This is a genomic window from Pseudomonas sp. KCJK9058 (assembly GCF_046230975.1).
In the GTDB taxonomy this organism is placed as follows: domain Bacteria; phylum Pseudomonadota; class Gammaproteobacteria; order Pseudomonadales; family Pseudomonadaceae; genus Aquipseudomonas; species Aquipseudomonas alloputida.
The window spans coordinates 297,865-317,971 of the sequence record NZ_JBJJLR010000001.1; the positions used below are offsets into that span (position 1 = coordinate 297,865).

The following is a 20,107-nucleotide window of genomic DNA, read 5'->3' on the forward strand; positions in this document are numbered from 1 at the left end:
AGTGTTCCCAGTCATGCCTTGCGGCGCAGTATCAGCAGATGGCGCTGGCCCTGGCAACCCGGAACGGTCAGGGCCTGTTCGCTTTCCACTGTGAAGTCTGCGGGCAATGCTACCAGTTCATCGGCAGGATGCAGCCCCTTCATTGCAAGCCATTGCGTCCCGGTGTCGCCCAAGTGGCGGGTCCAGTTGGTGAAGTTCTCCATGCTGCTGAAGGCGCGGGAGATGATTCCGTCGAACGGTTGTGCCGGCTGGAAGGCCTCGACCCGGCTGTGGATAACCGTGAGGTTGTCCAGCTTGAGTTCCATTTTCACCTGAGTCAGGAAACGGGTTTTCTTGCCATTGGCGTCCAGCACGGTGACGCGCTTGTGTGGATGCAGGATAGCCAGCGGGATGCCGGGCATGCCACCGCCGCTGCCAACATCCAGCCAGTTATCACGATCGTTGTGGATAAAAGACATGACGCTAAGGCTGTCGAGCAGGTGACGCGAAACCATCTCGTCCGGATCGCGCACAGCAGTCAGGTTGTAGGCTTTGTTCCATTTGATCAACAGAGCCAGGTAGCCAAGCAGCTTCTCGTGCTGCTCGGCAGTCAGCTCGACGCCAAGCTGGCGCGCACCTGTGGATAACTCTTCAGCGTGTTGAGGGGTGACCAGGGAACTCAAGCGCTTTGCTCCAATTCGCGGCCAGCGCCGCGTTTTTTCAAGTGAATCAGCAACAGGGAAATCGCCGCCGGGGTCACACCCGGGATACGCGAAGCCTGGCCCAGCGTCTCCGGACGGGTCTGGCTCAGCTTGCCCTGTATCTCCTTGGACAGGCCGGAAATCGTCGTGTAGTCGATATCCACAGGCAGGCGTGTGTCTTCGCTGGCGCGCAGTCGGGCAATTTCATCCTGCTGACGGTCGATGTAGCCGGCGTACTTGGTGCGGATCTCGACCTGCTCGGCAACCTGTGGATCGATTGCTTCACCGCCAGTCGCTTCGATCAGGCCGGCGTAGTCGATTTCGGGACGCGCCAGCAGGTTGAGCAAGCTGTACTCGTGGCTCAGCGGAGTGCCGAATTTATCCACAACGGCCTGGCCTTGCTCGGTATTCGGCCGAACCCATGTCGATTTCAGGCGCTGTTCCTCACGCTCGATACCGTCGCGCTTGGCGCAGAACGCGGCCCAGCGCTGGTCATCGATCAGGCCCAGTTCACGGCCCTTTTCGGTCAGGCGCAGGTCGGCGTTGTCTTCGCGCAGTATCAGCCGGTACTCGGCACGCGAGGTAAACATGCGGTACGGCTCCTGAGTACCCAAGGTAATCAGGTCGTCCACCAGTACGCCGATGTATGCCTCGTCGCGGCGCGGGCACCAGCTGTCACGGCCCTGCGCCCGCAGTGCGGCGTTAGTCCCGGCCAGCAGGCCCTGGGCGCCGGCTTCTTCGTACCCGGTGGTGCCGTTGATCTGCCCGGCGAAGAACAGGCCGCCGATGACTTTGGTCTCGAGGCTGTACTTGAGGTCACGGGGATCGAAGTAGTCGTACTCGATGGCATAGCCCGGGCGCACGATGTGGGCGTTTTCCATGCCGCGGATCGAACGGACCAGCTCCAGCTGCACGTCGAACGGCAGCGAAGTGGAAATACCGTTGGGATACAACTCATGGGTGTTCAAGCCTTCCGGCTCAATGAACACCTGGTGGCTTTCCTTGTCGGCGAAGCGGTGGATCTTGTCTTCGATCGACGGACAGTAGCGCGGACCGACACCTTCGATCACACCCGAGTACATCGGTGAACGGTCCAGGTTCGACGCAATGATCTCGTGGGTGCGCGCGTTGGTGTGGGTAATCCAGCAACTCACCTGACGCGGGTGCATTTCGGCATTGCCCATGAACGACATCACCGGGATCGGCGTATCGCCTGGCTGTTCGGTCATTACCGAGAAGTCCACCGAGCGGCCGTCAATGCGTGGCGGGGTACCGGTTTTCAGGCGGCCGACGCGCAGCGGCAGTTCACGCATGCGGTGGGCCAGGGCAATCGAAGGTGGATCACCGGCGCGACCACCGGAATGGTTTTGCAGACCAATGTGGATAAGGCCGCCGAGGAAGGTACCGGTAGTCAGCACCACCGATTCGGCAAAGAAACGCAGGCCCATCTGGGTCACCACGCCTTTGACCTGGTCCTGCTCGACGATCAGGTCGTCGCAGGACTGCTGGAATATCCACAGGTTTGGCTGGTTTTCCAGGATTTCACGTACCACTGCCTTGTAGATGGCGCGGTCGGCTTGCGCACGGGTGGCACGTACGGCCGGGCCCTTGCGGTTGTTCAGAACGCGGAACTGGATGCCGCTCTTGTCGGTGGCCAGCGCCATGGCGCCGCCGAGCGCATCGATCTCTTTGACCAGATGGCTTTTGCCAATACCGCCGATGGCGGGGTTGCAGCTCATGTGACCGAGGGTTTCCACGTTATGGGTCAGCAGCAGGGTTTTCACACCCATGCGTGCAGACGCAAGCGCAGCCTCGGTACCGGCATGGCCGCCGCCGATGACGATCACGTCAAAACGGGAAGGGAAATCCACCACGCACCTCGTGCCTGTTTTTGCGAATAGAGAAGGTAAGCGGACAAGTATAGGGACTTCACCCCCACTAAAGAAACCGTCTGAGCAAATTTTGACCAGTCTGTGGATGAGTGGCAAACAACAGAAATCAAAGAGAAGAAATTTAAAAAGCTTTGTTTTTATGTTTATTCTTATGCACAGCGATATCTGTGGATAAAGTCCTGTATCCCAATAATGGCGCTATGTAGAGAGAAATTAAACCCTGTGTCTGGAGTGCCATGAGGCCTATGGATAACGTCTTTTAGCCTGTGGATTAAATGGCTGTTTACCCACAGGCGGGTTTTTCCTCAGAAAAAAAGCCCGCTTATCAACTGAGCTGAAGGCGACTTTTCCACAGGGCTCCTGAGCACAGTTTTCAAGCCGAGCATGGAAAATTCATCGCGCTGGTGGCCAGACATGGTCAGGTTGGAGCGGTCGAGCCCGCGAAAGGGTCGGTACATCCACAGGGATCTGGAGCTTGTAAGGGCTTCTTCGCGGCCCCGCCCGCCCACACAGGTGTTTGGGTCATCGGCCTGCATTCATCTTCTGCAACGAATTTCAGGCAAAAAAAAGCCGCTCCCTAAGGAGCGGCGCTTGGCCTTGCCTGGCTGTGGATTACTTGCCGATGCAGAAGCTGGAGAAAATCCGTCCAAGCAGGTCATCCGAGCTGAATGCTCCTGTGATCTCCCCCAGCGCATGCTGTGCCTGGCGTAAGTCCTCAGCCAGAAGCTCTCCCGCGCCCGCCAAGGTCAATTGGGCACGGCCGTGCTCGAGGTGCTCGCTGGCCTGGCGCAAGGCATCCAGATGGCGCCGGCGGGCGCTGAAGCCACTCTCTGCAGTCTGCTCGTAACCCATACAGCCCTTCAGATGGTCGCGGAGCAGTTGCAGCCCTGTGTCGTCGCCCTTGGCGCTCAGGGTAATGGTCACATGGCCGTCATCGCACTGTTCCAGCGCTACCCGCTCACCACTCAGGTCGGCCTTGTTGCGAATCAACGTGACCTTGGCCGGGTCCGGCCGCTGAGCGAGAAACTCCGGCCACAAAGCGAACGGATCGCTGGCCTCGGGCGCAGTGGAGTCGACCACCAGCAGCACACGGTCTGCCTCGCCAATGGCCTTCAGGGCGCGTTCCACACCGATCTTTTCCACATGGTCATCGGTATCGCGCAAGCCGGCAGTATCGACAACGTGCAGCGGCATGCCGTCGATGTGGATATGTTCGCGCAGGATATCCCGCGTGGTGCCGGCGATGTCAGTGACGATGGCTGCTTCCCGCCCGGCCAGCTGGTTCAGCAAGCTCGATTTACCGGCATTCGGTCGGCCAGCAATGACTACCGTCATGCCGTCACGCAGCAAGGCGCCCTGCCCGGCCTCGCGCTGCACAGTGGATAACTCGCTGCGCACGGCATCAAGCATCGACAGCACATGGCCATCGGCGAGGAAGTCGATCTCTTCCTCAGGAAAGTCGATCGCCGCCTCGACGTAAATACGCAAGGCAATCAACGCCTCGGTGAGGCTGTGCACACGCTTGGAGAATTCCCCTTGCAGCGAGCGCAGGGCGTTGCGCGCTGCCTGGCTGGAACTGGCCTCGATCAGGTCCGCGATGGCTTCGGCCTGCGCCAGGTCGAGCTTGTCGTTGAGGAAGGCGCGCTCGCTGAACTCGCCCGGGCGAGCCAGACGACAGCCGACTTGTACACAGCGCTGCAGCAGCATGTCCAAAACCACCGGGCCGCCGTGTCCCTGCAGTTCAAGCACGTCCTCACCAGTGAACGAATTAGGCCCTGGAAAGAACAGAGCAATTCCTTCGTCCAGCACCAGCCCTTCATCGTCGCGGAACGGACCGTAATGGGCATGCCGCGGGGTCAGGGTGCGGCCAGTGATCAACAGGCCGGCCTTGGCAGCCAGAGGGCCGGACAACCTGACAATTCCCACACCGCCCCGGCCCTGGGCCGTGGCGATGGCGGCGATGGTTTCACGCACAGTGTTCATGCTCGAAAGCCTCTACGACAAAAACGACAGATAGCAAAAACGCCCCACTAGGGGGCGTTTTTTATTCACAGGCTAGCGTATTAGCCCGTCAAGCAGCAGCTTTTTTGGTAGCTGCTTCGATACGGCGAGTGATGTACCACTGCTGCGAAATCGACAGGCAGTTGTTCACAACCCAGTACAGCACCAGACCGGCAGGGAACCACAGGAAGAAGAAGGTGAAGATGATTGGCATCATTTTCATCACCTTGGCCTGCATCGGATCCGGCGGTGTCGGGTTCAGGCGCTGCTGGATGAACATGGTGGCGCCCATGATGATCGGCAGGATGAAGAACGGATCCTTGATCGACAGGTCGGTAATCCAGAGTATCCATGGGGCCTGGCGCATTTCCACGCTTTCCAGCAATACCCAGTACAGGGCCAGGAATACCGGCATCTGCACCAGAATCGGCAGGCAGCCGCCCAGTGGGTTGATCTTCTCTTTCTTGTAAAGCTCCATCATCGCCTGGGACATCTTCTGGCGATCGTCACCGAAGCGTTCCTTGAGTGCGGCGAGCTTAGGTGCAACGGCACGCATACGCGCCATGGAGCGGTAGCTGGCAGCCGACAGTGGGAAGAACAGGCCTTTGATCAACATGGTCAGCACGATGATCGACCAGCCCCAGTTACCCAGCAGGCTGTGGATATGTTGCAGCAGCCAGAAGATCGGCTGAGCGATGAACCACAGGAAGCCGTAGTCGACGGTCAATTCCAGGCCTGGGGACAACTCTTTCAGCTTGGACTGGATCTTCGGACCAGCGTACAGCAGGGCACTGGTTTCGACCTTGCCGCCAGCCGGTACGCTGATAACCGGGCCGGTGTAGCCGATGATGTAGTTGCCCTGGCTATCCTTGCGGGTCTGGACAACGTTGTTGTCCGACTTGGCCGGAATCCAGGCGGTCACGAAGTAGTGCTGCAGCCAGGCAACCCAACCGCCGGACACATTTTCTTTCAAACTACCTTTGTCGATGTCCTTCATCGAGACCTTTTTGTAAGGCTCAGAAGCTGTCCACAGGGCCGCACCCAGGTAGGTAGCGGTGCCGGTGGCAGTACTGGAGGACGGATCGCCGCTGGCATCACGCTTGAGCTGGGCAAACATGTTGCCGCTCCAGGCCTGGCCGCTCTGGTTGTCGATCAGGTAGCTGACATTCAGGTCGTACTCACCGCGCTTGAAGCTGAAACGCTTGATGTAGTTGACACCGTTGTCACTGAACTTCAGGTCTACCACCAGTTGTTCCTGGCCGTCGGCCAGCTGGTAGCTCTTCTGCTCGGCGGCATACAGGGGACGGCCGCTGGCGCGGGCATCCGGGCCATCGGTGCCGGTCAGACCACTTTGTGCCAGGTAAACACGCTCACCACCGTTGTCGAACAACTGGAATGGAATGTTCGGGTGGTCTTGACGGCGTGGGTACTTCGGCAGGTTCAGCTGGACGATGTCACCACCGACCGGATCGATAGCCAGTTCCAGAACGTCGGTCTTGACTCGGATCAGGTCCTTGCTGAGTGCGACCGGTGCCAGTTCGGCAGGGCTCGATTCGGCGTTGGCGCTCGGTACATCGGCGCTGGCACCGTTGTTACCGGCCGGCACGCCATCGGGCAAGCCCGGAGCAACAGTGCTGGCAGCAGTATTCTGAGTCGGCAGGGCAGCCTGGCCGTAGTCATCGTTCCACTTCAGGACCATGACGTAGGACACGACTGCCAGCGCGGCGATCAGGATCGTGCGTTTAATATCCATGATTACTCGGCTATCGAAGAAGTTCGGGAGGAAGGAGCGGGTGGAACGGGGTCGAAACCGCCGTCATTCCACGGATGACAACGCCCCAGGCGACGAACGGCCAGCCACCCACCACGCCAGATGCCATGGTTTTCGATGGCTTCATACGCGTAACAGGAGCAACTGGGGAAAAACCGACAGTGATTGGCCATCAGAGGACTAATGGCGTAACGGTAAAACTGGATCGGAACGAGTGCCAGTTTACGCATCTTGGCTGTCTACCCCTGCGGAATTGGCGGTGACTGCTGGTGTCGGCCGGCTGCGCGCCAGGCGTTTCCAGAGCTTGCCAAAGTGTTGGTGCAATTCCGGGTTTTCTATCTCACCCAATCCCTTGCGCGCGACGATCACGATGTCCAGGCCGGCAAGCAATTGCTGGTTCAGACGAAAGGAATCGCGCATCAAGCGCTTGAGGCGGTTGCGTTGAACGGCGAGCTTGACACTCTTCTTGCCGATTACCAAGCCAAGGCGTGGGTGATCGAGGCCGTTCTCGCGAGCAAGGATCAGCAGGTTTTTCCCTGGAACCTTGCCGGTTGGGGAGTCGAAGACCGCTTTGAAATGCCGGGGTGTAAGCAGTCGCTTTTCCCGACTGAAGTCCTGACTCACCACCTGTGCCGAAAAATCAAATGGCCAGACGCTTACGGCCTTTGGCACGACGACGCGACAGAACAGCACGGCCGTTCTTGGTAGCCATACGGGCACGGAAACCGTGGGTGCGGGCGCGCTTGATGGTGCTTGGTTGGAAAGTACGTTTCATGGCGTGTTACCTGGTTTGTCGACGACGGGCCGGGATGGCCCCCTTTTTAAGAGACCGGCGATTCTAGAGAAAGCAAGCCCATAGGTCAATTTCCAACCAGTCTTTCCATATAGAGCATGTGATGGACGGTGCCTGTTGATCAGTGCCCAAGGGGTGCTTGATCGGACACACGGATCGGGGACAACATGAAAAAAAAGAAGAGACATATAAAAAGCTTTTTTGAAGAACTTATAACTCTTAAGTGGATAACCTTCTGTGGATAACCTGCGCTAGCCCATGAATTACGGGGTGTACAGAGTTTTACAACTTTGTTCTGAACCCGTGCTGCGCTTGTTCCCATCGTGAGCGAAAGCTGTGGATGAAAACACCCGTTATCCACAGCAGAGTTATCAACAGGCTAAGAGGTGGGGTTGTGCATAGCCCTCATGGGCGTTTATCCACAGGGCTTATTCACAGAGGCGAAAAGCCGTTTTGGTCGATAAATGGCTGTTTTGTCGTGGTTCCTAACGTGTCCACATGTGGATAACTGAACGCTCGACCGGTACAATGGCGGTTTGTTTTTGCCTCATCCGGCTTTCAAACTCAGGGGATATCCGTGTCAGTGGAACTTTGGCAGCAGTGCGTGGAGCTTCTGCGCGATGAACTGCCTGCCCAGCAATTCAACACCTGGATCCGTCCGCTACAGGTCGAAGCCGAAGGCGACGAGTTGCGCGTCTATGCGCCTAACCGTTTCGTTCTCGATTGGGTCAATGAAAAGTACCTGGGTCGCTTGCTCGAGCTGTTGGGTGAGAACGGTAGCGGCATTGCACCAGCCCTTTCCTTATTAATAGGTAGCCGCCGCAGCTCGGCCCCAAGGGCTGCGCCCAACGCGCCGGTCAGCGCTGCCGTTGCGGCTTCGCTGGCGCAGACTCAGGCACACAAGACGGCCCCGGCAGCTGCGGTTGAGCCCGTTGCCGTGGCCGCGGCCGAGCCTGTATTGGTCGAGACGTCTTCGCGTGACAGCTTTGATGCCATGGCCGAGCCTGCTGCTGCGCCGCCCAGTGGTGGCCGGGCTGAACAGCGCACCGTGCAGGTTGAAGGTGCGCTCAAGCACACCAGTTACCTGAACCGGACCTTTACCTTTGACACCTTCGTCGAAGGTAAGTCGAACCAGCTCGCCCGCGCGGCTGCCTGGCAGGTTGCGGACAACCCTAAGCATGGCTACAACCCACTGTTCCTTTATGGCGGTGTGGGTTTGGGTAAAACCCACCTTATGCATGCTGTGGGTAACCATCTGCTGAAGAAGAATCCGAACGCCAAGGTGGTGTACCTGCATTCGGAGCGCTTCGTCGCGGACATGGTCAAAGCGTTGCAACTCAACGCCATCAACGAATTCAAGCGCTTCTACCGCTCGGTGGACGCGTTGCTGATCGACGATATCCAGTTCTTCGCTCGCAAAGAGCGCTCGCAAGAAGAGTTTTTCCACACCTTCAACGCCTTGCTTGAGGGCGGCCAGCAGGTAATCCTTACCTCTGACCGCTATCCCAAGGAAATCGAAGGCCTGGAAGAGCGTCTGAAGTCGCGCTTTGGTTGGGGCCTGACGGTGGCTGTCGAGCCGCCAGAGCTGGAGACCCGCGTAGCGATCCTGATGAAGAAGGCCGACCAGGCCAAAGTCGAGCTCCCGCATGACGCAGCCTTTTTCATCGCTCAGCGCATTCGATCCAACGTCCGTGAGCTGGAAGGTGCACTGAAGCGGGTTATCGCTCACTCGCATTTCATGGGGCGTGACATCACCATCGAGCTGATTCGTGAATCGCTCAAGGATCTGTTGGCGCTGCAAGACAAACTGGTCAGTGTGGATAACATTCAGCGTACTGTCGCTGAGTACTACAAGATCAAGATCTCCGATCTGTTGTCCAAGCGTCGTTCGCGTTCTGTCGCGCGCCCGCGTCAGGTAGCCATGGCCCTGTCCAAGGAGTTGACCAACCACAGTCTGCCGGAAATCGGCGACATGTTCGGTGGTCGCGACCATACGACCGTGCTGCACGCCTGCCGCAAAATCAATGAACTGAAGGAATCCGACGCGGACATCCGCGAGGACTACAAGAACCTGCTGCGGACGCTGACGACCTGATGGCCGTCTGCGCAGCTAATTGAAGGCAAGGGACTAGACCATGCATTTCACCATTCAACGCGAAGCCCTGTTGAAACCCCTGCAACTGGTCGCCGGTGTCGTCGAGCGCCGTCAGACCTTGCCGGTCCTGTCCAACGTCTTGCTGGTCGTACAAGGCCAGCAACTGTCGTTGACCGGTACCGACCTGGAAGTCGAGCTGGTAGGCCGCGTGCAACTGGAAGAGCCGGCCGAGCCTGGCGAGATCACTGTTCCGGCGCGCAAGCTGATGGACATCTGCAAAAGCCTGCCTAACGACGCCCTGATCGATATCAAGGTCGATGAGCAGAAATTGTTGGTAAAGGCCGGCCGCAGCCGCTTCACCCTGTCGACCCTGCCTGCCAACGACTTCCCGACTGTGGAAGAAGGCCCGGGTTCGCTGACCTGCAACCTGGAGCAGAGCAAGCTGCGCCGCCTGATCGAGCGTACCAGCTTCGCCATGGCCCAGCAGGATGTGCGCTATTACCTCAACGGCATGCTGCTTGAGGTTTCCCGCAACACGTTGCGCGCCGTATCCACCGACGGTCACCGCCTGGCGCTTTGCTCGATGAGCGCGCCGATCGAGCAGGAGGATCGACACCAGGTCATCGTGCCGCGTAAAGGTATCCTGGAGTTGGCGCGCCTGCTGACCGATCCTGAAGGTATGGTCAGCATCGTGCTGGGCCAGCATCACATCCGCGCCACTACTGGCGAGTTCACCTTTACCTCCAAGCTGGTGGACGGCAAGTTCCCGGACTACGAGCGCGTACTGCCCAAAGGCGGTGACAAGCTGGTTGTCGGAGACCGCCAGGCGCTGCGTGAAGCTTTCAGCCGTACTGCGATTCTTTCCAACGAAAAGTACCGCGGAATTCGCCTGCAACTGGCTGCCGGTCAACTGAAGATCCAGGCTAACAACCCTGAGCAGGAAGAAGCTGAAGAAGAAATCAGCGTGGACTACGAAGGTAGCTCGCTGGAGATTGGTTTCAACGTCAGCTACTTGCTGGACGTGCTGGGCGTGATGACTACTGAGCAAGTTCGTCTGATCTTGTCCGATTCAAACAGCAGTGCGCTGCTGCAGGAAGCTGGCAATGACGATTCTTCCTACGTTGTCATGCCGATGCGCCTGTAACCTGTAGCAGGCGAAATGTCCCTTCGACGTATCATGGTCACCGCGGTGCGCAACTTGCACCCGGTGACACTCTTACCCTCCCCCCGCATCAATATCCTTTACGGCGCCAACGGCAGCGGCAAGACCAGCGTGCTAGAAGCCGTGCATTTGCTCGGGCTGGCCCGTTCATTTCGCAGCACCCGCCTGAATCCGGTTATTCAGTACGAACAGGCTGCCTGTACTGTGTTCGGCGAGGTTCAGCTGACGGAGGGTGGTACGAGTAACCTGGGTGTGTCCCGTGAGCGACAAGGGGAGTTTACTATCCGCATCGATGGGCAAAATGCGCGCAGCGCCGCGCAATTGGCTGAGTTACTGCCGCTTCAGCTCATCAACCCAGACAGTTTCCGGCTGCTTGAAGGCGCCCCCAAAATACGCCGCCAGTTTCTGGACTGGGGGGTGTTCCACGTGGAACCTCGTTTTCTGCCAGCCTGGCAACGCCTTCAGAAGGCGCTGCGGCAGCGGAACTCATGGTTGCGTCATGGTACACTTGACCCAGCTTCGCAAGCCGCCTGGGACCGGGAATTGTGCCTGGCCAGCGCGGAAATAGATGAATACCGTCGCAACTACATCAAGGCCTTGAAGCCCGTCTTCGAGCGAACCCTGAGCGAACTGGTCGAGCTGGACGGGTTGACCCTAAGCTACTACCGAGGCTGGGACAAGGACCGGGAACTGCAAGAAGTGCTCGCCTCCTCTCTCCTTCGCGATCAGCAGATGGGCCATACCCAAGCCGGTCCGCAGCGTGCTGATCTGCGTTTGCGGTTGGCTGGCAACAACGCAGCCGACATCCTGTCGCGTGGTCAGCAAAAGTTGGTGGTATGCGCATTGCGCATTGCCCAAGGCCACCTCGTTAGTCAGGCTCGCCGCGGTCACTGTATTTATCTCGTGGATGACTTGCCGTCCGAACTGGATGACCAGCATCGCCGCGCACTGTGCCGCTTGCTTGAAGAATTACGCTGCCAGGTGTTCATCACCTGTGTAGATCACGAATTACTGAGGGAAGGCTGGCAGACGGAAACGCCAGTTGCTTTGTTCCACGTGGAACAAGGCCGTATCACCCAGACCCACGACCATCGGGAGTGAAGGCATGAGCGAAAATCAAACGTACGACTCCTCCAGCATCAAGGTGCTGAAAGGTTTGGATGCCGTACGCAAGCGTCCCGGCATGTACATTGGCGACACCGATGATGGTAGTGGCCTGCACCACATGGTCTTCGAGGTGGTCGACAACTCGATCGACGAAGCCCTCGCCGGTCACTGCGATGACATCACTGTCATCATCCACCCGGACGAATCTATCAGTGTGCGCGACAACGGTCGCGGCATTCCGGTCGATGTGCATAAGGAAGAAGGCGTTTCCGCAGCCGAGGTCATCATGACTGTGCTGCACGCCGGCGGTAAGTTCGACGACAACTCCTACAAAGTATCCGGCGGTCTGCACGGTGTAGGTGTGTCGGTTGTGAACGCCCTGTCCGAGAAGCTGGTTCTGACCGTTCGCCGTAGCGGCAAGATCTGGGAACAGACTTACGTTCACGGTGTTCCACAAGCGCCTATGGCGGTTGTCGGTGACAGTGAAACCACGGGTACCCACATCCACTTCAAGCCATCGGCTGAAACCTTCAAGAACATTCACTTCAGCTGGGACATCCTGGCCAAGCGCATCCGCGAGCTGTCGTTCCTCAACTCGGGCGTTGGCATTCTGCTGAAGGACGAGCGCAGCGGTAAGGAAGAGTTCTTCAAGTACGAAGGCGGTCTGCGTGCGTTCGTCGAGTACTTGAACACCAACAAGACGCCGGTCAACTCCCAGGTGTTCCACTTCAACGTTCAGCGTGACGATGGCGTGGGTGTTGAAGTCGCCCTGCAATGGAACGACAGCTTCAACGAAAACCTGCTGTGCTTTACCAACAATATTCCGCAGCGTGATGGCGGTACCCACCTGGTGGGCTTCCGTTCCTCGCTGACCCGTAGCCTTAACAGCTACATCGAGCAGGAAGGCCTGGCCAAGAAGAACAAGGTGGCAACCACTGGCGACGACGCCCGTGAAGGCCTGACCGCAATCATCTCGGTGAAGGTACCGGACCCGAAGTTCAGCTCGCAGACCAAGGACAAGCTGGTCTCCTCGGAGGTGAAAACCGCCGTGGAACAGGAGATGAACAAGTACTTCGCCGATTTCCTCTTGGAAAACCCGAACGAGGCGAAGGCCGTCGTTGGCAAGATGATCGACGCGGCTCGCGCCCGTGAAGCCGCCCGTAAAGCCCGTGAAATGACCCGCCGTAAAGGTGCGCTGGATATCGCGGGTCTGCCGGGCAAACTGGCCGACTGCCAAGAGAAGGATCCTGCTCTCTCCGAACTGTACCTGGTGGAGGGTGACTCTGCGGGTGGCTCGGCCAAGCAAGGCCGCAACCGTCGTACCCAGGCGATCTTGCCGCTGAAGGGTAAAATCCTCAACGTCGAGAAAGCGCGCTTCGACAAGATGATTTCGTCCCAGGAAGTGGGCACGCTGATCACTGCGCTGGGCTGTGGCATCGGCCGCGAAGAGTACAACATCGACAAACTGCGTTATCACAACATCATCATCATGACCGATGCTGACGTTGACGGTTCGCACATCCGTACGCTGCTGCTGACCTTCTTCTTCCGTCAGCTGCCGGAGCTGGTCGAGCGTGGCTACATCTATATTGCCCAGCCGCCGCTGTACAAGGTGAAACGAGGCAAGCAGGAGCAGTACATCAAGGACGATGAGGCCATGGAAGAGTACATGACCCAGTCGGCTCTGGAAGATGCCAGTCTGCACCTGGACGAATCGGCGCCAGCAGTTTCCGGTGTGCAGCTGGAAGCGCTGGTGAATGAGTTCCGTAGTGTCATGAAGACTCTCAAGCGCCTGTCGCGCTTGTACCCTGAAGAGCTGACTGAGCACTTCGTCTACCTGCCTGAGGTGACCCTGGAGCAGTTGGGTGACCACGCAGTGATGCAGGCCTGGCTGGCCCAGTTCCAGGCGCGTCTGAACTCCAGCCAGAAGTCTGGCCTGGCTTACAACGCCAGCCTGCGTGAAGACAAAGAGCGCAACGTGTGGCTGCCTGAAGTGGAAATTACCTCTCACGGTCTGGCCAGCTACATCACCTTCAACCGCGATTTCTTCGGCAGCAATGACTACCGTACCGTAGTCAACATTGGTGCCAAGCTTTCGAGCCTGTTGGGTGAAGGTGCGTACGTGCAGCGCGGTGAACGCCGCAAGGCAATCGTCGAGTTCAAAGAGGGCCTGGATTGGCTGATGAACGAGACCACCAAGCGCCATACGATTCAGCGATACAAAGGGCTGGGTGAGATGAACCCGGACCAGCTGTGGGAAACCACCATGGACCCGACCGTTCGCCGTATGCTCAAGGTCACTATCGAAGATGCCATCGCCGCTGACCAGATCTTCAACACCCTGATGGGTGATGCGGTCGAGCCGCGTCGTGACTTCATCGAAAGTAACGCGCTGTCGGTGTCGAACCTGGACTTCTGATCAGGTGTAATTCGCCAGACACTAAGAAGCCCGCTGATGCGGGCTTTTTAGTGCCTGCAAAAAATCAGTAGCCGGTGAGAATGTTCACGATCACACCGCTGGCAATGGCCACCAGCACATAGTCGCCATTCACATACAGCCAACGATGATCACGAGGTGGCGCATACAGGTGGCGCGCTTTCCAGTCAGTTACCCAGTAACGGTCACCACGGTAAGGTGGATCAACGGCATGACCACGCTGCCACTGCTTATGAGGTATCGGCATGCCTTGTTGTGGGCGGAAGTTTGGATCACGGTAAGCAGGACCGCGGCCATTGTCATGTCGGCCCTGGTGCTGTGGTTGACCCTGTGGCGGGTTGCCTTGGTGCGATGGGTCGCCATCGTGCCGATCAGGCGGGCCCGGTTGCGCGAAGCTTGCCAGCGGTGTGCTGAGCATGAGCGCGGCGCAGATCACGGTTAGGGTTTTCTTCATTTTGATGCGGTCCTCTGCCTGTTAATCGCCTGGCAAGTATTGATTGCCAGGTTCGGTTAACTGATCAGACCACGATTTTTCCCTTTCAATGTCAGGGCGCAGGTAAAGGTCCGGTAAAGTCTGGCGTTCTTTCAGTTCAGTCCGAGCGCTTTCAAGCGGCGATACAGTGTGCGTTCACTCAGGCCAAGATGACTGGCCAGTTCACTGCGCGAGCCTTTGAACTGCTCCAGCGCCTGCGCCAGCTCACCCAGGTCATTGCGACGGCCGCTTCCTTTAGCCGCGCCAGTCAGTCCAGTGTCTTCCGGTAAATGCTCTGGCCTGATCACACCGTCATCGGCAAACAAACGCGCGCGTTCCAGAATGTTGCGCAGTTCGCGGATATTGCCCGGAAACGGATGCAACGCAAGTTGCTGCAAGGCGTCTTCACTCAGCCTGGGCGTCGGCTGGCCGGCCATGCGCTGCAGCAGGCTCTGTGCGAGCAGTGGCAGATCTTCCACCCGTTCGCGCAATGCAGGCAGACGAATCGGGAAGCCGCTGATGCGGTAATACAGGTCTTCACGGAAGGAGCCATCCGCGACCATTTGTTTAAGTGGTTTATGGGTGGCCGATATCAGGCGGAAATCCGAATGCACAGTACGCAGGCTGCCCACGGGACGGAAACTCCCGGACTCTATCAGGCGCAGCAACTTCACCTGCATCGCCAGCGGCACTTCACCAATTTCATCGAGGAACAGGGTGCCGCCATGCGCCGCCTCGGCCAAGCCGATCTTGCGCTGATTCGCCCCGGTGAACGCACCCTTCTCATAGCCGAACAGTTCACTCTCGAACAACGACTCGGTCAGACCGGTGCAGTCCACCACCACCAGTGGGCCGTTGGCCCTGGGGCTGCCCATGTGCACTGCACGGGCGAACAGCTCCTTGCCGGTCCCCGACTCCCCCTGCAGCAACACCGGGATCTGCGCCGGTGCCGCACGCTGCAGGCTGGCCAGCGCGGCCTTGAAGGTTGGCGCGCGGCCGACCAACCCTTGCTCCTGTGGCTGCGCCGAAGCGAGGGTGATGGTGGTGAGGCGTTCGACAAAGGCAACTACCTTGCCCCGCTCATCCAGGATCGGCCGCAACTCCACATCCACATGCTCCGGGCCGCGTGGTGTGTGATGAATGTGCAATACCCGCTCCGGTACCTTGCTGTCCCACGCCTTGCGCATCGGGCAATGTTCGCCAGCCTGGTCGCACGGCACAGCGTAGTGATGCGAAACCCTGTGGCACTTCTCGCCCAGTGGGGCCTGATCATGCCGGCCAAACTGACGGCGATAGGCCGCATTGGCGGCGAGGATGTTGTAGTTGGTGTCCAACACGATGGTCGGAAGGGCATCGTGCTCGAGGTAGGAAACCAGAGCTAGGATGAGAGGATGGGCTTCAGGCATGACGGCACCGTATGGATGACCGACGCAGGGTAACAAGGACTGCCAAACACTGCCATTGGCTGTCAGTCGACTGCCACCTGGGCTGCCAGTTTTGCCCGCAGCGGTCTGCAACTGGCCGGTTTTACTGGCCAGTGAGTGGCAAAAAGCCTGGCATGCATCTTGATAAAGCTCCTGTCACTGCCTACGCCTGTACAAGGCGGGGCGGATAAATTGGAGAACGTGATGATCATCGGCAACAACCTTCACGTGGACGCCTTCTACGACGAGGCGACCTCGACCATCAGCTATCTGGTCATGGACCGTGAAACCCGACAATGCGCATTGATCGACAGCGTGCTGGATTACGACCCCAAGTCCGGGCGCACCTGTAGCGCTTCGGCTGATCGCTTGGTTGAGCGTGTGAATGAACTGAATGCCAGCGTGCGGTGGGTGTTGGAAACCCATGTGCACGCTGACCACCTTTCAGCGGCTGCCTACCTGAAAGAAAAGCTGGGCGGCCATACCGCAATTGGCGCGCACATTACCCAGGTGCAGAAAGTGTTTGGCGCCTTGTTCAACGCAGAGCCCGGCTTCGCCCGTGATGGCAGCCAGTTCGATGTGCTGCTGGAAGATGAGGAGGGTTTCCGTATTGGCAACCTGCAGGCCCGTGCGTTGCACACGCCTGGGCACACTCCCGCGTGCATGAGTTTCATGATCGAAGATGCCGGCGAGATCGCGGTGTTCGTTGGAGACACCTTGTTCATGCCCGATTACGGCACCGCCCGCTGCGACTTCCCCGGGGCCGATGCCCGCACCTTGTACCGCTCAATCCGTCGCCTGCTGGCTTTCCCCGACCAGACTCGGTTGTTCATGTGCCACGACTACCTGCCGGGTGGCCGCGACATGCAGTACGTCACAACTGTCGCCGAGCAGCGCGCCAGCAACATTCACATCCATCAGGGTATCGATGAGGACAGCTTCGTTGCCATGCGCGAAGCCCGTGACAAGACGCTCGAAATGCCCGTACTGATCCTGCCTTCGGTGCAGGTGAACATGCGTAGCGGCCAGCTACCCCCTCCGGAGGCGAACGGAGTGAGCTATCTGAAGATCCCGCTGAACAAGCTGTAACCGCCCTGCCCCCATAATCAGATTTCCAGGATTTGCCGCCATGCCTGCCTTGTTGTCCCCTGCCAATACCGACCACCACAAGGTGGTCATCGTCGGTGCCGGTGCCGCCGGTATCGCCACTGCTTCCAGCCTGATCAGCCGCGACCCATCGTTGGACGTGGTCTTGATCGACCCTGCCGAAGTGCACTACTACCAACCCGGCTGGACCATGGTCGGTGCCGGTGTGTTCAAGGCACCCAGCACTGCCCGCACCATGGCGTCGACCATTCCTCGCGGTGTGCGCTGGGTCAAGGCGCGGGTAAAGGGATTCGACCCATTGGCCCAGTTGGTCATCCTCGATGATGGTCGCGCCATCAGCTATGAACAGCTGATCGTCTGCCCCGGCCTCAAGCTAGACTGGGCGGCCATCGATGGGCTCAGCGAGACCCTGGGCCGCAACGGTGTCACCTCCAACTACCGCTACGACCTGGCACCCTATACCTGGGAACTGGTGCAAAAGCTCAAGCAAGGACGCGCGTTGTTCAGCCAGCCGCCCATGCCGATCAAGTGCGCCGGTGCACCACAGAAGGCGCTGTATCTGTCTTGCGACCACTGGCTGCGCCATGGCCATTTGGGGGCGGTGAAAGCCAGCTTCTACAATGCGGGTGCCGTACTGTTCGGTGTCGCGGATTACGTGCCCGCGCTGATGAAGTACATCGAAAAATACGCCGTCGACCTCAACTTCTCCCACAGGTTGGTTGCCGTAGACGGCCCGGGAAAGCGCGCTACATTCTTGCGTACCCTGCCCGATGGCAGCAGCGAAACGCGCATCGAGGCCTTCGACATGCTGCACGTGGTACCGCCACAGGTGGCGCCAGACTTCATTCGCGAAAGCCCCTTGGCTGATAGCTCCGGCTGGGTTGACGTCGATCCGCATACCCTGCGCCATCGCAAATACACCAACGTTCATGCCTTGGGTGACGTGGCTAACACCAGCAATGCCAAGACCGCCGCTGCGGCGCGCAAGCAGGCACCGGTGGTCGCCAACAATGTGCTGGTGGCGCTGGGCAGGCTGGCGACCCTGGCTCAGTACGACGGCTATGGCTCGTGCCCGCTTACCGTCGAGCGCGGCAAGATCGTCCTGGCCGAATTCACCTATGGCGGCAAGCTGGCACCGAGCTTCCCCAACTGGTTACTCGATGGTCGCAAGCCGACACGCCTGGCCTGGCTGCTCAAGGCACAGGCGCTGCCACCGTTGTACTGGCAAGGCATGCTCAAGGGGCGCGAGTGGTTGGCACGCCCGCAGCTGGTAGCCGAGGGTGGGCAGTGATCGAGCATCAACTGTTAGGGGCGGGCCTTGGCGCAATCATCGGCGCTGTGCTGGCGCTGACCGGCGCAGGCGGTGGCATTCTCGCTGTACCCTTACTGGTGTTCGGCCTGGGGTTATCGATGGTTGAAGCGGCACCGGTGGGCCTGTTGGCTGTAGGTTTGGCGGCAGCGGTTGGTGCCGTGCTGGGCTTGCGCCAAGGGCTGGTGCGTTATCGGGCTGCGCTGTTCATTGCGTTGGTTGGTGTGGCAGCAGCGCCGTTCGGGCTGATGCTGGCGCACCGCCTGCCGAATGCACCGTTGCAGGTGGTATTCGCCGGCGTGCTGGTTTATGCCTGCCTGCGCATATGGCGCAAGGCGGCCAAAGAGCTGCGTGGCGAAGCCAATGACGCTCATCGCTTTATCGAGCCGTGTGTGCTGAACCCGCTGCAGGGTCGTTTGCGCTGGACCCTGCCCTGCGCGCGCGCACTGGCATTCACGGGTGCCTTGTCCGGGTTGTTGTCCGGCTTGCTGGGCGTGGGTGGGGGGTTCGTCATCATCCCTGCCCTGAACCGCTACACCAACCTGCGCATGGCCAGCATCGTTTCCACTTCGCTGGCGGTGATTGCCTTGGTCTCTACCGGCAGTGTGGTCAGCGCCAGCCTTGCGGGCGTCATGCACTGGCAGGTTGGCGCCCCGTTTGCCGTCGGCGCGGTGCTTGGCCTGCTGCTGTCGCGACCCTTGGCAGCCAGGTTGGCCGGGCCGCGTCTGCAGCAGATGTTTGCCGTGGCAGGTTGGGCCGCTGCCCTGTTGTTGGCCGGCAAGGCACTACTCGGCTAGCAACTCGCTTTGTTCGGCCGCGCACAACGCCAGCAGGTAGTCCCACACCACCCGCAGGCGCACAGACTTGTGCAGCTCACGGCGGGTGCAGATCCAGTAGCTGCGCTGGATGGTTTCTCCCGGCAGCACGCGCACCAGTGTCGGGTCGTGGCGGGCCATGTAGTTGGGCAGCACGGCGATGCCGAGCCCGGCGCGGGCGGCAGCTTGCTGGGCGATCACGCTCGTACTGCGAAACACCACGTTGGGTGCTCGGCAGAAACTGTTGAGAAACAGCAGTTCCTGGCTGAACAGCAAATCGTCGACGTAGCCGATCCAGCTGTGCCGGGCCAAGTCTTCGCGGTTACGCAGTGGCGGTGCGCGGTCCAGGTAGTCCTGGCTGGCGTACAGTGCCAAGCGGTAGTCGGTGAGTTTGCGGGTGATCAGCAGATCGGCGTTGGGTCGCTCCAGATGGATGCTGATTTCTGCCTCGCGGTTGAGGATGCTGACGAAACGCGGCACCGCTACCAGTTCCACCTCCAGGCCGGGGTAGCGCTCGAACAACGCGTTCATGCGTGGGGTGAAGAACATGATGCCGATGCCTTCGGTTACCCCCAGGCGAATCTTGCCCAGCGGGGTGATGGCCTGGGTGATTTCCTCCTGTGCCAGCAAGGCGACGTTCTCCATGGCTTCGGCATGCTTGAGCAGGGCTTGGCCCGAGGGGGTCAGCTCGTAGCCCTGGGCATGCTGCACGAACAGCGCGGTCCCCAGGCTCTGCTCGATGCTCTCGATATGCCGGGCCACGGTGCTGTGGGTAGTGTTCAGGCGCTTGGCGGCGGTCAGCAGGCGGCCGCTGCGCTGCAACTCGAGGAAAAACCGCAGATCATTCCAGTCGAACATGCTTGTCCTTTATGGCAGTTCGTTCCGGCCTCTTCACGGGCATGCTCCACAGGTGCGGTGAACACCCTGAAGGTAACGTGATCCCTGAGGTGCGGGCGAGCCCGCGAAAAGGTCGGTACAGGCTTGCCACTGTGCTAAAACGCACAGCGGCTGCGCGAAATCTCGTGTTTCATCCACGAAATTA

Annotated in this window: 17 protein-coding genes; 7 read left to right on the forward strand and 10 right to left on the reverse strand. The window is 59.2% G+C overall.

What is annotated here, in order from left to right:
* Positions 1–11: 11 nt before the first annotated feature.
* The 7 genes from rsmG to rpmH form a co-directional block, all read right to left on the reverse strand.
* Positions 12–662 carry a 16S rRNA (guanine(527)-N(7))-methyltransferase RsmG gene (gene rsmG / locus ACK59Z_RS01385; RefSeq protein WP_003253179.1) on the reverse strand — a complete coding sequence of 217 codons (651 nt, stop codon included), beginning with the start codon at positions 660–662 and terminating at the stop codon, positions 12–14.
* Positions 659–2,551 (reverse strand): tRNA uridine-5-carboxymethylaminomethyl(34) synthesis enzyme MnmG, encoded by a 1,893-nt coding sequence (gene mnmG / locus ACK59Z_RS01390; RefSeq protein ID WP_003253177.1) that lies wholly within the window; start codon positions 2,549–2,551, stop codon positions 659–661. The genes rsmG and mnmG overlap by 4 nt, the downstream gene beginning before the upstream one ends.
* A gap of 633 nt (positions 2,552–3,184) precedes the next feature.
* Positions 3,185–4,555 (reverse strand): tRNA uridine-5-carboxymethylaminomethyl(34) synthesis GTPase MnmE, encoded by a 1,371-nt coding sequence (gene mnmE / locus ACK59Z_RS01395; RefSeq protein ID WP_003253174.1) that lies wholly within the window; start codon positions 4,553–4,555, stop codon positions 3,185–3,187.
* A gap of 88 nt (positions 4,556–4,643) precedes the next feature.
* A complete protein-coding gene (yidC, locus tag ACK59Z_RS01400; protein WP_003253171.1) occupies positions 4,644–6,326 on the reverse strand; it encodes a membrane protein insertase YidC in 1,683 nt (560 codons plus the stop codon).
* Positions 6,327–6,328: 2 nt separating this feature from the next.
* Complete coding sequence (yidD, locus tag ACK59Z_RS01405) at positions 6,329–6,574, reverse strand: membrane protein insertion efficiency factor YidD (protein WP_003253169.1); 246 nt, start codon at positions 6,572–6,574, stop codon at positions 6,329–6,331.
* On the reverse strand, positions 6,567–6,971 hold the full coding sequence (gene rnpA, locus ACK59Z_RS01410) for a ribonuclease P protein component (RefSeq protein WP_003253166.1): 405 nt from the start codon (positions 6,969–6,971) through the stop codon (positions 6,567–6,569). Before rnpA ends, yidD begins: the two co-directional genes overlap by 8 nt.
* Positions 6,972–6,984: 13 nt before the next feature.
* On the reverse strand, positions 6,985–7,119 hold the full coding sequence (gene rpmH / locus ACK59Z_RS01415) for a 50S ribosomal protein L34 (RefSeq protein WP_003253163.1): 135 nt from the start codon (positions 7,117–7,119) through the stop codon (positions 6,985–6,987).
* 595 nt (positions 7,120–7,714) lie between these two features.
* Here rpmH and dnaA point away from each other — a divergent pair.
* From dnaA to gyrB, 4 genes are read left to right on the forward strand one after another with little or no spacing between them, the layout of a single operon-like run.
* Positions 7,715–9,232, forward strand: a complete 1,518-nt coding sequence (dnaA, locus tag ACK59Z_RS01420) for a chromosomal replication initiator protein DnaA (RefSeq protein ID WP_003253158.1) — start codon at positions 7,715–7,717, stop codon at positions 9,230–9,232.
* Between the two features lie 40 nt (positions 9,233–9,272).
* The gene (gene dnaN / locus ACK59Z_RS01425) at positions 9,273–10,376 is read left to right on the forward strand and encodes a DNA polymerase III subunit beta (protein ID WP_003253156.1); all 1,104 of its coding nucleotides are present in this window, start codon (positions 9,273–9,275) and stop codon (positions 10,374–10,376) included.
* A gap of 15 nt (positions 10,377–10,391) precedes the next feature.
* Positions 10,392–11,495: a DNA replication/repair protein RecF gene (recF, locus tag ACK59Z_RS01430; protein ID WP_003253154.1), complete on the forward strand. Its 1,104-nt coding sequence runs from the start codon at positions 10,392–10,394 to the stop codon at positions 11,493–11,495.
* 4 nt (positions 11,496–11,499) lie between these two features.
* The gene (gene gyrB / locus ACK59Z_RS01435) at positions 11,500–13,920 is read left to right on the forward strand and encodes a DNA topoisomerase (ATP-hydrolyzing) subunit B (protein WP_003253152.1); all 2,421 of its coding nucleotides are present in this window, start codon (positions 11,500–11,502) and stop codon (positions 13,918–13,920) included.
* A 64-nt stretch (positions 13,921–13,984) separates the two neighbouring features.
* Here the strand turns inward: gyrB and ACK59Z_RS01440 are convergent, their stop codons facing one another.
* The gene (locus tag ACK59Z_RS01440; RefSeq protein WP_409292132.1) at positions 13,985–14,392 is read right to left on the reverse strand and encodes an RcnB family protein; all 408 of its coding nucleotides are present in this window, start codon (positions 14,390–14,392) and stop codon (positions 13,985–13,987) included.
* Positions 14,393–14,523: 131 nt separating this feature from the next.
* Positions 14,524–15,816 carry a sigma-54-dependent Fis family transcriptional regulator gene (locus ACK59Z_RS01445; RefSeq protein ID WP_108192104.1) on the reverse strand — a complete coding sequence of 431 codons (1,293 nt, stop codon included), beginning with the start codon at positions 15,814–15,816 and terminating at the stop codon, positions 14,524–14,526.
* Between the two features lie 222 nt (positions 15,817–16,038).
* On the opposite strand from ACK59Z_RS01445, the gene ACK59Z_RS01450 reads away from it, so the two are divergent.
* Genes ACK59Z_RS01450 through ACK59Z_RS01460 form a run of 3 tightly spaced genes read left to right on the forward strand, consistent with a single transcriptional unit; the run spans position 16,039 to position 19,047 of the window.
* Complete coding sequence (locus tag ACK59Z_RS01450) at positions 16,039–16,923, forward strand: MBL fold metallo-hydrolase (RefSeq protein ID WP_003253146.1); 885 nt, start codon at positions 16,039–16,041, stop codon at positions 16,921–16,923.
* A gap of 40 nt (positions 16,924–16,963) precedes the next feature.
* Positions 16,964–18,232, forward strand: coding sequence for an FAD/NAD(P)-binding oxidoreductase (locus ACK59Z_RS01455; RefSeq protein WP_108192105.1), 1,269 nt, complete (start codon positions 16,964–16,966; stop codon positions 18,230–18,232).
* Complete coding sequence (locus ACK59Z_RS01460; RefSeq protein ID WP_011953116.1) at positions 18,229–19,047, forward strand: sulfite exporter TauE/SafE family protein; 819 nt, start codon at positions 18,229–18,231, stop codon at positions 19,045–19,047. The genes ACK59Z_RS01455 and ACK59Z_RS01460 overlap by 4 nt, the downstream gene beginning before the upstream one ends.
* Here the strand turns inward: ACK59Z_RS01460 and ACK59Z_RS01465 are convergent.
* Positions 19,036–19,923, reverse strand: coding sequence for a LysR family transcriptional regulator (locus ACK59Z_RS01465; RefSeq protein WP_003253138.1), 888 nt, complete (start codon positions 19,921–19,923; stop codon positions 19,036–19,038). The genes ACK59Z_RS01460 and ACK59Z_RS01465 overlap by 12 nt on opposite strands.
* Positions 19,924–20,107 lie beyond the last annotated feature (184 nt).